The sequence below is a fragment of the Gelidibacter sp. genome (genome assembly GCF_039916245.1).
Lineage (GTDB): Bacteria > Bacteroidota > Bacteroidia > Flavobacteriales > Flavobacteriaceae > Gelidibacter.
Window position 1 is genome coordinate 1 of sequence record NZ_JBDSLS010000012.1, and the last position, 12808, is coordinate 12808.

The window sequence follows — 12808 nt, forward strand, 5'->3', positions numbered from 1 at the left end:
AGATAAAATCCCTGCGTGATATATTGAGCCTGTCGAAATAAAGCAGGGGTCTCATGAACATACTCTAAATCTAGAATTAAAACCCAATCCTTCAACGTTCAATAAGGAGAATACAAGCTAATATTTACTCAACAACCACCTCGTCTTCTGCTTCTTTCCTAACCAAAAGCCACTCCTCCTTCAAAAGGAGGAGAAGTTTGGTTTGTAGCCTATTTTTAAAAATAACCGAATCAAACAGCTCCTTCCCTTTTTTCAAGGGAAGGTGTCTTCAATTCCAGAAAAGGAATTGAAGACGGAAGGGTTATAAATTAGAATCCAAAAAACATCTAGACAAACAAAAACCTCTCCGGTTTTCCTCCTACGCTGAAGCTTCGGCGGACACGTAAAACCTGAGAGGTTAAAAACATTTAAACTAACCTTCAATTTCCAGACTACAAAACTGGAATCTCAATCGCATTCAATTCATTCTTATAAACTATAATATCATCCTGAATCAACATGTTTTTCGGAGTAATTGCTTCGTCAAACAGGTTTTGGTAATACGCAATCCCTTCCAATAAATTACTCTTAAAAGCCGTCCATTTCTTGACGTTTTTAGCAGATAATTCATCCGTAAATGTCGCGATCTCATTTCTCAAATAATCAACATACATTTTCAATTCCTTGACAAACATATTTGGTCTGTAAGCATCCGAAAGTACGGATGGACCGCCATAAATATGCTGTGCCATTTGCAACAACGAAACTTCTTTGTCGAAATAGGCCAAATTAGGACCAGGACAAATCACCACCCCTTGCTGTTGACCTTTGATAGGAATATCATTTTCAAGGTAAGAGGCATTCGCTAAACCGACACAAAGACATGATTTTTCGGTAATCTTGTTTTTAGCGATTTCATACTTTGAGGCCACCATAGATTCTTTTCGCTCATCAAGTTCAGCCAATTTCACATCCTGATATTTTTTTGATGCCGTACAGATCCCTTCTGGCCCAAACTCCTTGCTCAAGGCTAAAAACTTTTTAGGACAAGAACTTCCTGCCTTATTATTATCAATTCGCATCTGTTTAAAAAACTCGTTGGAAGTTCCTTTTATGGTATTAAAAGGCACGCCTAATGGCGAAATATCACTCAAATATAAATCAGCTTCCTTTGCTCCCGCCATCAGTTTTCGAGTTGCATCATCTACCGAGGTGGCTTCTGGAACCAACAAGAAAGGCGTTCCCCAACCTACAGAATCAACGTCGTAGTTGTTAATTAAAAAATCGTGTTCGTCCGCAGTACCAACACCGCCTTGAGCCGAAATTTTTATATCCAAGGGCTGCTCTGGAACAAATAGTTCTTTATCAGCTAAAGCTTTTATAAAAACCTCATGGGTATCTTGTAATAATTCAGACTTTTTAGTTTTAAATTCTTCCAGAATAGGGCCAAATAAAAAACCTTCGGTTGCAAAAGCATGACCACCACAATTCAAACCAGATTCCACGCGATATTCAGAAACCCAAAGGCCTTTTTTTGCCAAGAATTTCCCTTGAATTATCGCCGACCTATAATCACTTACTTTTAAAATGATTTTCTTTTTTAAATAGCCGTTCGTATCGGGATAAAAATCGTTGAATTTCTCAAAATAACTATATAATCTCGGATTCATGCCTGCAGAAAGCACCACAGATGATTCTAAAGTACTGTTGGCAAAACCACGAAGCGCTGCATGCGCATCATTAAACTCAATAGACAGTTGTTTGGATTTAATAAAATTATCCTTGTCGATCTTGGTCATAATATTGACGTCAATTTCGCCAGCCGACAAATGAGTGTCTATATAATTTTTAATGGTTTCTTTAATAGCCACACCTTCTTCCAAAATCTTTGAAAGCCCTTCTTTTATGGTCGATTTATTAGGAAGCATGCTTATAAAATTATCTAAAGCCGTTTTGCTTTCTGACAATTCCTCCTTGAATTTTACAAATTTATCTTTAACAATCGTATCTACTAAATTCAAATATGCTGTGATACGTTTTGCACGATAATCTTCTACTTTTTGTGTGATTTCTTGGTAAGGCAAACTAAACTTTTGACTGTAAAAGGCATTCATTTTTTCCAATAGATCATCATCAATAATAGAAATGACAGACGAAATACCATATTGGGCAACACGAATGGGACTATCTATGGTATAGGCTAAACCCATAACAGGAATATGAAAAGTATGTGCTTGTTTGGATGTAATCATAATATGTGTTTTTTTAAAATAATCAAGCGCCAAATATTATACATATTAAGCGCTCAAAATGTGATAATTGTCATGTGATTTTAAATTTTAATTCCGTTAATTCCTTAAGATGAACCTAGGTTCAGATTATGTTATATTTTGATAACTTGAAACTTATAAATGATTGATAAATTAGATTAAACCACCTCGCCTCCAATTCCTATTCTAGAATTGAAGCCACTCCTCCTTAAAAAGGAGGAGAATTTAAGTTTATAGCTAATTTTTAAAAAACAGCAAAATCAAAGAATTCCTTCCCTCGGTCATTGAGCTTGTCGAAATGAAGGAAAGGTGGATTTAAGCACAGAAAAGGGCTTAAAGACGGAAGGGTTTCAGATAGCAAAACACTCTAAATTAACGATGGAGACCTGACAGGTTTTGGAAACCTGTGAGGTTTGACAATTTAAAAATTACATTAAACCACCTCGCCTTCAATTCCTATTCTGGAATTGAAGCCACTCCTCCTTAAAAAGGAGGCGAATTTAAAAACAAGATCTAACTTACTTGGTGTGCTAAAAATGATAAAATGCATTTTCATAATGGGTTAATTCTTGTCTCGTTTTATTCTTCAACACGGCAATAATATCAAATCGTGTTTCTAAATCGATGTCATTTTCAATGATAAATGCATCCATCGCTTTGACTAGTAATTTGATTTTGCTTGCTGTCACAAATTCTTGAGGGTCACCAAAAAAGTCAGAGTTCCGGGTTTTGACCTCTACGCAAATCATCATATTGTCATGCTTTGCGATAATGTCGATTTCTGCTTTCTGAAAAAAGTAATTTTTGCACACAATCTCATAACCTTTGGAGAAAAGGTAGTCTGCGGCAAGTTGTTCGCCAATTTTTCCGAGTTCGTTGTGGTGTGCCATAATAAAATGAGTTTTCAGTATTCAGTTTTCAGTCGGCAGTCGGCGTTATGAAAAAAATTATCGTCACAGTCATTTTCATGACTTAAAGCTTAATCTATTATATTATCTTGCCATCACAATATCCACATCTACCAATCTGTAAATCTGATACATAGCCTAACATCCTACTAATGTAACAAAAGAAAGCACACCGAATTAAAAAACAAATTATTTGACCACTTGCTTTTATTTTTTATCGAAATTTGTAGTACAATTTAAAGTTACGAGATGCTGTTTTATCAAATTTTTGATCTGATGAGAACATAGTAATTTTAGGAATCTTTAAATAGACCACCACTCTGCATGTACAAAATAAAGAAACTGTATGTAGCCTTTTTAAAATTCAAAAGGGCATTTACTAACTACCCCTATAGAAAATTTAATCTTGTTGAAATATTGTTATTGTGGATCAATGAGCGCCTGACACGTTCGCAGTTTCTTATTCTATCTGGAATTTTAGTTGGTTTAAGCGCAGGGATGGCCGGCGTTATCCTTAAGGTCCTTGTACATCATATCCAATTGTTTATTAATACAGAAGTCCCTTTTCAAGAGCGTCTTTTTGTTTATGCCATTTTTCCATTGGTCGGGATTACGTTGACAGCATTGGTAGTGAAGTATTTTTTTAAAGGCGATGAAGACAAAGAGCTTGCGTTTGTTTTAAAAGATATATCACAAAACCAAAGCAAAATCAAATCAACCAAAATGTATTCGCAAATTATAGAAAGTGGTATTACAGTAGGTTTTGGAGGCTCAGTTGGTTTGGAAACGCCTATTGCTGTCACTGGCTCTGCCATTGGCTCCAACTATGCGCAACGTTACCGATTAGACTTCAAAGAGCGCACTTTATTACTTGCCGCCGGCGCAGCCTCAGGAATCGCAGCGGCATTTAATGCACCTATTGCTGGCATTATGTTCGCTTTTGAAATTTTACTTGTTGGATTAGTATTTACGGATTTCATTCCTCTAGTCATTGCAGCTATTTGTGGCAGCTTGCTCTCCACGATTATCTTAAATGAAGATGTTTTGTTCAATTTACGTGCTCGTGAATCTTTTAATTATGTCAACATATTTTATTATATCGCTTTAGGGATATTAACAGGATTTTATGCGCGTTATTTTTTAATTGTTGGACAGAAAGTACATCGCTTTTTTGAACGTTTTAAAAAACGTCTCTTATTAAGAGCGCTTGTTGGCGGCGTATTGTTGTCATTATTATGCGTTGCATTTCCACCACTATTTGGCGAAGGCTATCTCAATATTAAAACCTTACATCAAGGTCATGTTGATCAATTAATTCATGAAAGCCTATTTCGGTATTTTGAAAAGTCGCAATTACTGATTCTTGTTTTTCTGGCATTGACCACACTTTTAAAAGCCTTTGCTACCAGTATCACATTGAGCTCTGGCGGAAATGGCGGTAATTTTGCACCATCATTGGTGGCGGGCGGATTTTTGGGCTATGTTTTCGGGCTTTCTTTAGAAATGTTAGGCATGCATGACGTTCCAATAACCAATTTGATGTTGGTTGGCATGGCAGGTGTGATGTCTGGAGCTTTGTATGCACCATTAACTGCTATCTTTTTGATTGCAGAAACCAGCGGTGGCTATGATTTATTTATTCCTTTGATGACGGTTTCAGTCATTGCTTATGTGATCAATCGGTTTTTTTCGCCAATTAATCCGGCATATAATAAATTGGCTGAAGAAGGTAAGATTTTCACAACACGTCAAGATCAAAATATTCTGTCGCAAATCTCCTTAAAAGACTGTATAAATACTGCTTCTTTAGTACTCAGCACCTCAGAAAGCATGGACGAAGTAATGCAGAAATTTAGAAATAGCGATCAAAATAGCATGGCAGTGATTGATACTAATAATCAGTTTTTGGGTATTTTAAATAGAGAACATTTACGTCCTTATCTTTTAGGACAAAAACCGACTTCAGAAACAAGTGTAGGACAACTGGCTATTAACCCTTCATTCATCGTCAATCCCTCGGATTCCGTCATGAAGGTAACAAAAATGTTTGACGAAGCAGATGTATGGCAATTACCACTATTAGATGAAAACAAGAAGTTTTGCGGATTCATCAGCCGCTCGAAAATTTTGACCAATTACCGAGCCTTGTTGAGAGATTATTCAGAGTGACCTTTATTTATCAAAAACCACTGTCGATTGCTCTTTAGCAACCTTCAACTGAATATTTCTCCCAAAAATCAATGCTCTATTATCATCTTCGTGTCCTGCATGCATCTTAAAAGCAATTGGAAAATCATAATCCGAAAGAGCATCTAAAATCAACTGCTCAATGTTGCTTCCCCAAGGTGTTGTATTCTCCTTAACTTTCGAAAAGTCGCCCACAATCACACCTTTGCAATGATCAAAATAGCCAGCCCGTTTTAAACTTTGCAACATTCTATCGGTATGATATAAATGTTCGCCCACTTCTTCTATAAATAAAATTTTTCCAGATACATCATTGCTTGTTTTAGAACCTAACATGGTATGCAACAAGGTTAAATTGCCACCAACCAGCTCTCCAGAAGCATTTCCTACTCTATTATACTCTGATCCTTCCAAGGTGTAAGCCAAAGGCTTTCCGAAAATCGCGTCTTTAAAGGTCGCTACACTTTCTTCAATACCTTTCAAATCAACTGTAATTCCAGCGGCCATAATGGCATGGATCGATTTAAAGCCTTCGTTGTGCAACTGATTGTGCAATGCGGTAATATCCGAATAACCGATGACCCATTTTGGTTTTTTTCTAAATTTGGTGTAATCCAATTTATCCAAAACCCTAACGGTTCCATAACCACCACGTCCCGCCCAAATAGCGCTAATGGTCGGATCATCCATGGCTTTTTGCAAATCAGACCTACGCTGTTCATCTGTTCCTGCAAAATGATTGGATTCGGAAAACAGATTTTTTCCCAAAACGGAGTGCAAACCCCAACTCTTTAACAAATCCTGGGCGCGTTGGATATCTGCATTTTTGTTTTTCAAAACTCCGGAAGGTGCAACAATCGCAACGGTGTCGCCCACTTTTAAGTATGGCGGACGGACGAGCGTATGCTTTTTCATAGAGGATGTTTTTTGCTGTGCCGACAGATCCTGAATTCCAAAGACCAAAACAAGGCAACTTAATACGAGGGTAAGTGTGATTTTCGACATAACGTAAAAATACATTTTTTTTCCAAATGGAGGTCAAAATGCGTACTTTTGTAGCTTCGAAAAATAACGCGTCATTGCAAGCAAAACAAAGCCATCTGTCAGTTTATAATTACAATTAAAAATTGACGCCTCGGTTTGCGCCTCGCAATGACCTTACCTTAAAATTATTGATTGATGAATCATCCAAAACGATATACGATTACCGCAGCCTTACCTTACACCAACGGTGCCATACATATTGGTCATTTGGCTGGGGTTTATGTACCTGCTGATATTTACGCTCGCTATCTAAGATTAACTGGAAAAGATGTGGCTTTCATCTGCGGAAGCGATGAACACGGCGTTCCCATTACTATAAAAGCAAAAAAAGAAGGCGTATCTCCGCAAGATATTGTGGATAAATACCACGCGATCATCAAAACATCTTTTGAAGATTTCGGAATCAGTTTTGATAATTACTCGCGTACATCGGCGAAAATCCATCATGATACTGCACAGGAATTTTTCAAAACGCTCTATGACAAAGGCGAGTTTATTGAAGAAACCACCGAGCAACTCTATGATGAGGAGGCTGAGCAGTTTTTAGCCGATCGCTTTGTTACGGGAACCTGCCCAAAATGCGGCAATGAAGAAGCTTATGGCGACCAATGTGAAAAATGTGGCAGCAGCTTGAATGCTACGGATTTGATAAATCCAAAATCGGCCATCACTGGAAATGTACCAACATTAAAACAAACTAAACACTGGTTTTTACCTTTAGATAAACACGAAGCGTTCTTAAAAGAATGGATCTTGGTGGGTCATAAAAAAGATTGGAAACCTAATGTTTACGGTCAAGTAAAATCCTGGATTGACGATGGTTTGCGTCCAAGAGCGGTAACGAGAGATTTAGATTGGGGTATTCCTGTTCCTGTTGAAGGTGCTGAAGGCAAAGTTTTATATGTGTGGTTTGACGCGCCTATCGGCTATATTTCCTCAACCAAGGAATGGGCAGAACGCGTTGGAAAAGATTGGGAATTGTACTGGAAAGATAAAGACACCAAATTGGTACATTTTATTGGAAAAGACAATATTGTATTCCACTGTATCATTTTTCCAGCCATGTTGAAAGCCGAAGGCTCCTTTATTTTGCCGGATAACGTTCCTGCCAACGAGTTTTTAAACTTAGAAGGCAATAAATTATCGACTTCAAAAAATTGGGCGGTTTGGTTGCCAGAATACTTGGAGGATTTCCCAAATCAGCAGGATGTTTTACGCTATGCTTTAACCGCAAACGCGCCGGAGACGAAGGATAATGATTTCACTTGGAAAGATTTTCAGGCAAGAAACAATAATGAATTGGTGGCCATTTTCGGAAATTTCATCAATCGTGTAGCGGTATTAACCGATAAATATTATGATGGCATCGTTCCTGAACCATCAGAATTTAGTGCTGTTGACGAAGAAACGTTAGCCGCAGTAAAAGCCTATCCTGAAGTGATTTCAAGTTCCATTGAACGCTACCGATTTAGGGAAGCTAGTCATGAATTGCTGAATTTGGCACGACTTGGCAACAAGTATTTAGCAGATGAAGAACCATGGAAACTCGTCAAAACAGATGAAGCACGCACCAAAACAATTATGTTTGTGTCCCTTCAAATCGCATCAGCTTTAGCGACTTTAAGTGAACCTTTTTTACCGTTTACTTCGGACAAACTAAAAGCGATGCTCAATATCAATTCTGGCGATGCTAAGAATTCTTGGAATGATATTTCATCTAAAAAAGTGCTTCTCCCTACTGGACACCAAATTGGAAAAGCAGAACTCTTATTTTCAAAAATTGAAGATGATACCATTCAGGCACAATTGGACAAACTTATTGCGAGCAAAAAAGCAAATGAAGCGGCTAACCGAAAAGTAGAACCACAAAAAGAAACCATCACTTTTGAAGATTTCTCAAAACTGGATCTCCGTGTGGGCACGATAATATCCGCAGAAAAAATGCCGAAAGCCAATAAATTATTGGTTTTAAAAATAGATACCGGCATCGATATCCGAACGATAGTTTCTGGAATTGCTGAGAGTTTTACGCCCGAAGAAGTGGTAGGAAAACGTGTCACTGTTTTGGTCAACTTAGCGCCACGCACATTGAGAGGTGTCGAAAGTGAAGGCATGATTTTAATGACCGAATCGGAAGATGGGAAGTTAGTGTTTGTAAATCCTGACACCTCAACGGCGCTCAGTAAAGGCGATGCGGTTGTGCCTAATGGATTGCATATCAGCTAGATTGTTTCATTAATGAGATAATCTCCTTCAATAAGTTTATTATCTTTGACAATCAACATTTTAAAAGACAATGCCATGAGAAACATACTAAGCCTATCCCTTTTGATTTGCACGATCCTTGTCAGTTGTAAATCGCAAGACGTCTCTCAAAAGTCGTCCAGTAAAGCTGAAACATCACTTATTGGCAACAAATGGGTATTGACCAAACTCAATGGCGATATTGTGAATTTAACTAGCGATGAGTTACAGCAGCCTTTTATTAAGCTGAGTGAAAAAGATCACGGTGTTGGTGGCAATGGTGGGTGCAATAGTTTTGGCGGCAGCTATACCTTAACTGACCAACAGTCGATTTCATTCTCACAAATGATGTCTACCATGAGATATTGCGACGATCATGGTATTGAAGGTGTGTTTATGGGCAATTTGCAAAAAGCAAGCACTTTTGTCATCGTCAATAATGAATTGACTTTAAAAGATGAAAACGGCTATGTTTTGGCAACTTTTGAAACAGAGTCTTCCAAATTATAATAGATAATTTTATTCTTGAATTTTTCGACTATCATAACAACCTTCGTCTTACATAGGATTAAAGCCTTTATTTTCGCAGCCGCGTTTATCTTCAACGGTAATGCATTTGCTCAGGAACATGTTCTCAGTTTTAAAAACGAAAACTTATCCAAACGGCTTAAGAAAGACTCTTATAGCTTAACAAATACATTAAATCAGGACTTGGCGATCGTAATTACAGAAAGGAACAAGGTGTTTGCTTATCTTTTTGATGCCGATTTTAATCAAAAATCATCTCTTGAAATCGATGAGTTAAAAAACAAATACAATGATGTTATCGGATATAGCCTCGAAGGCTTAAAATATGACGTCCTCTTTTCAAATTCCCTAAAAGACAAGTTCTCCATCCTTACCATTGACTTTGCATCTCAGACGATGACTACTTCTGAAGTAAAAATTGATATGTCTGATGCGCTTTATATCGATGCTGTGAGTTACAAAAACAATCTATATCTTTTTACCACAGGCGACGATTTGAAATTAAACATCCTAGCGTATGATAAGCAACTCAATTTTAAAGTCGCAAAAACATTCACTTTCGATGAAGTCAAGGACAAGTCCTTATTAATACAAAGAAAAAATAAGATTGGCTCTTTCCGACTAGCGGTTGCACAAACCTCAGCAGTAGGTAAAATTGATCAGCATACTCCTAACTCAATTGACTTGGCCTCAAGGCCCAGCAAACTCTATCAACAGGACAACAAAGTGTATTTAACTTTTGATGACAAAGATTCGGGCACTTCGGTTTATGATATTGATTTAGAAACTTTTTCAATAGATTTTAAATCCTTCAGCTATCCGAAAGGAAAATTAGACGATTTTAAAAAGTATAACTCGTTCATCTACGAGGATAAGATTTTTCAAATAGGGAGTTCAAAAAAGGAAATGGGCTTTACAATTAAAAACTTTTCAGGAGAGTTGATCAAGGATTTCTACGTTCAGGACGACCAACCGATAGCATTTAAAAATTCCCCTTTTATACAAAAAGGCACGGCCCTACCTTTTATAGAGAAACGCGAATTGGAAGAAACTAAAAAATATTTAAGGAAGATAAGCCAGGGAGATCTTGGTATCACTGTACTTAAAAACAAGGAGATGTATTATATAACTCTAGGAGCTTTCAATATTATTCCAGCAACACCAACTTTATCGCCAATGTCCATTTCAACCATAAATCCAACGGTCAATTTAATGAATTCAACAGGTAGTACGGTATATTTCAATGGCATTAATTTAAATTACAATTCCTACATCGCCTCAAAATCTATCTATTTTAATGCCATTTTTGATTCTAACTTTAATCATCTCAAAGGGACGATTGAAGACAATTTATTTGACACGATAAAAACCTATCAAGATTCTCTTAAATACTCCACCGCCGAAGACGTTTTTTTTCATAATGACACTGTTTTTATTGGTTATTTTAATCTTATAGATAGCGAATACAAGCTCATAAAGTTTTAAAGCTTACGTCATGACTGTTAAGATTCGCTTAACAAAGCTCCTATTTTCCTCAAATTTCAATAATTTTAAAAAACCAAAAACTCAAAATATGAAATCTGCATATATCAACACCTTATGTTTAGCGCTTGTAATATTCGCTACCAGCTGTAATTCTCAAAAGAAAAATGAAACCCAAATAACAGACGAACAAACAGCAGAGTCTACGAGCGACAACAGTAAGACTTCTCTTGATTGGGCTGGCACTTACGAAGGTGAATTGCCCTGTGCAGATTGCGACGGCATCAAAACTGTTATAACCATCAATCAAGATAACACCTTTACCATTAAAGAAACCTATTTAGGAAAAGAAGCGAAGCCTTATGAAACCATGGGCACTTTTAAATGGGATGATAAAGGTCAAAAACTTATTTTTTCCGACCCTGACAGACACTCGTACTTTGTAGGAGAAAATATGCTGACTCAATTAGATAGCGACGGCAACAAAATTACTGGAGCTATGAAATCGCTTTATGTATTAAAGAAAATAACCGATAAATTGGTGGGCAAAAAATGGCATTTGGTAACCTTTAAAGGCGAAGATATCCAATATAAGGAAGCGAAATCTGAACACGCTTATATTCAATTTAAAGATGATTTCACAGTTATCGGTTATACAGGTTGTAACAATCTCCAAGGTGCATATGAGGTAGAAGATGCTCAAAAAATAAAATTCTTGCAATTACTTAACACCCTAAAAGCTTGTCCTGAAATGGAAATAGAAGCGGAATTCTTAAAAACAGTAAATGCAGCTGCGTCTTATGGCTTTGAAGATCACTCCTTAATAATGTACGATAAAGACCATCAAAAATTAGCCACCTTCAAGGCTGCTAATTAAAGCCAGTCCTCAAATAAATATTAAGAACTGTTTGAAACCTCAAACAGTTTTTTTTATCTTCCTATCTTTACATCCAACACTTTAAAGCCTATCCATGTCCTTGATTTCTTATATTATTTCTCAAACAAAACTTCCTGAATCTTCAGTTAAAAACACGGTCGAACTATTAAATGAAGATGCGACTATTCCATTTATTTCGCGATATAGAAAAGAGAAAACCGGTAATCTTGATGAAGTTCAAATTGGCGATATTGTAAAATATAAAGAACAATTTGAAGCGCTTGAAAAACGTAAAACAGCCATCTTAAAAGCGATTGAGGAGCAAGATGCCTTAACTCCAGAATTAAAACAAAAAATCGAGGCAGTACTGGATTTGACCACGCTCGAGGATTTATACCTACCGTTCAAAAAAAGCAGAAAAACAAAAGCAGAAACCGCTCGACAAAACGGCTTGGAACCTTTGGCCAAAATTATCATGAGCCAGAATGCTTCTGACCTAGAATCTGTGGCTTTCAAATATGTAAAAGATGGTGTCGCTTCCGCAGATGATGCACTGGAAGGCGCACGTCATATTATCGCTGAATGGATTAATGAGCGCACTGATTTCAGAAACAGCATTCGGCATCAGTTAGAGCGCTTTGCGATGATTTCCACTAAAGTTGTAAAATCGAAAGCAGACGATGAAAACGCTCAAAAATTCCGTGATTATTTTGATTGGGAAGAATCACTGAGCCGAATTCCCTCACACCGATTACTGGCCATCTTACGTGCCGAAAGCGAAGGCTTTATCAAAACAAAAATAGCCATTGACGACGAGAAAGCCTTAGCTAAAATTGAGGATCGAATGATTCGCTCCAACAACGACTGTTCAGAGCAAATTCAAATGGCCATTCAAGATGCTTACAAGCGTTTATTGCTGCCATCACTTTCAAACGAAGCACTTCAAACTGCAAAAACCAAAGCCGATGAATCTGCGATATCAGTCTTTGCAAAAAATTTAAAACAACTATTATTAGGTTCGCCCTTAGGAGAAAAACGCATTCTAGCCATTGATCCCGGATTTCGTTCGGGCTGCAAAGTGGTGTGTTTAGATGCTCAAGGTGGTTTATTATATAACGAAACCATTTATCCGCATCCACCACAGAACGATATGCTTGGAGCTATGAAAAAAATCAGCTCATTATCTGAAGCTTATCAAATTGAAGCTATTGCGATTGGCAACGGAACCGCCTCTCGTGAAACGGAAGCCTTTATCCGAAAAATCAGATTTAAAGATGACATTCAGGTAT

The 12808-nt window shown here is 37.2% G+C and carries 9 protein-coding genes; 6 read left to right on the forward strand and 3 right to left on the reverse strand.

Annotated elements, in window-relative coordinates:
- Nucleotides 1–431: 431 nt before the first annotated feature.
- Together ABIQ28_RS00990 and ABIQ28_RS00995 are read right to left on the reverse strand one after the other, a co-directional pair.
- Entirely contained in the window at nucleotides 432–2231 is a 1800-nt protein-coding gene (locus ABIQ28_RS00990) for a hypothetical protein (protein WP_348034885.1), read from the reverse strand.
- A gap of 548 nt (nucleotides 2232–2779) precedes the next feature.
- Nucleotides 2780–3139, reverse strand: a complete 360-nt coding sequence (locus ABIQ28_RS00995) for a YraN family protein (RefSeq protein WP_348034886.1) — start codon at nucleotides 3137–3139, stop codon at nucleotides 2780–2782.
- A gap of 342 nt (nucleotides 3140–3481) precedes the next feature.
- On the opposite strand from ABIQ28_RS00995, the gene ABIQ28_RS01000 reads away from it, so the two are divergent.
- Nucleotides 3482–5326 (forward strand): chloride channel protein, encoded by a 1845-nt coding sequence (locus tag ABIQ28_RS01000; RefSeq protein ID WP_348034887.1) that lies wholly within the window; start codon nucleotides 3482–3484, stop codon nucleotides 5324–5326.
- Nucleotides 5327–5329: 3 nt separating this feature from the next.
- On the opposite strand, the gene ABIQ28_RS01005 is transcribed toward ABIQ28_RS01000, so the two are convergent.
- Nucleotides 5330–6259 carry an LD-carboxypeptidase gene (locus ABIQ28_RS01005; protein WP_348034888.1) on the reverse strand — a complete coding sequence of 310 codons (930 nt, stop codon included), beginning with the start codon at nucleotides 6257–6259 and terminating at the stop codon, nucleotides 5330–5332.
- A 264-nt stretch (nucleotides 6260–6523) separates the two neighbouring features.
- On the opposite strand from ABIQ28_RS01005, the gene metG reads away from it, so the two are divergent.
- The 5 genes from metG to ABIQ28_RS01030 all read left to right on the forward strand — a co-directional run.
- Nucleotides 6524–8614: a methionine--tRNA ligase gene (gene metG / locus ABIQ28_RS01010; protein ID WP_348034889.1), complete on the forward strand. Its 2091-nt coding sequence runs from the start codon at nucleotides 6524–6526 to the stop codon at nucleotides 8612–8614.
- 75 nt (nucleotides 8615–8689) lie between these two features.
- Nucleotides 8690–9142: an META domain-containing protein gene (locus ABIQ28_RS01015; RefSeq protein ID WP_348034890.1), complete on the forward strand. Its 453-nt coding sequence runs from the start codon at nucleotides 8690–8692 to the stop codon at nucleotides 9140–9142.
- A 201-nt stretch (nucleotides 9143–9343) separates the two neighbouring features.
- Nucleotides 9344–10645: a hypothetical protein gene (locus ABIQ28_RS01020; protein ID WP_348034891.1), complete on the forward strand. Its 1302-nt coding sequence runs from the start codon at nucleotides 9344–9346 to the stop codon at nucleotides 10643–10645.
- Between the two features lie 88 nt (nucleotides 10646–10733).
- Entirely contained in the window at nucleotides 10734–11519 is a 786-nt protein-coding gene (locus tag ABIQ28_RS01025) for a copper resistance protein NlpE N-terminal domain-containing protein (RefSeq protein ID WP_348034892.1), read from the forward strand.
- Nucleotides 11520–11613: 94 nt separating this feature from the next.
- Nucleotides 11614–12808 (forward strand): Tex-like N-terminal domain-containing protein (locus tag ABIQ28_RS01030; RefSeq protein ID WP_348034893.1); only part of this gene is annotated, 1195 nt, incomplete at its 3' end.

Bases quoted from the DNA above. Each gene is read 5' to 3' on its own strand.
- ABIQ28_RS00990 (WP_348034885.1), bottom strand. From the start codon at position 2,231: ATGATTACATCCAAACAAGCACATACTTTTCATATTCCTGTTATGGGT.
- ABIQ28_RS00995 (WP_348034886.1), bottom strand. From the start codon at position 3,139: ATGGCACACCACAACGAACTCGGAAAAATTGGCGAACAACTTGCCGCA.
- ABIQ28_RS01000 (WP_348034887.1), top strand. From the start codon at position 3,482: ATGTACAAAATAAAGAAACTGTATGTAGCCTTTTTAAAATTCAAAAGG.
- ABIQ28_RS01005 (WP_348034888.1), bottom strand. From the start codon at position 6,259: ATGAAAAAGCATACGCTCGTCCGTCCGCCATACTTAAAAGTGGGCGAC.
- metG (WP_348034889.1), top strand. From the start codon at position 6,524: ATGAATCATCCAAAACGATATACGATTACCGCAGCCTTACCTTACACC.
- ABIQ28_RS01015 (WP_348034890.1), top strand. From the start codon at position 8,690: ATGAGAAACATACTAAGCCTATCCCTTTTGATTTGCACGATCCTTGTC.
- ABIQ28_RS01025 (WP_348034892.1), top strand. From the start codon at position 10,734: ATGAAATCTGCATATATCAACACCTTATGTTTAGCGCTTGTAATATTC.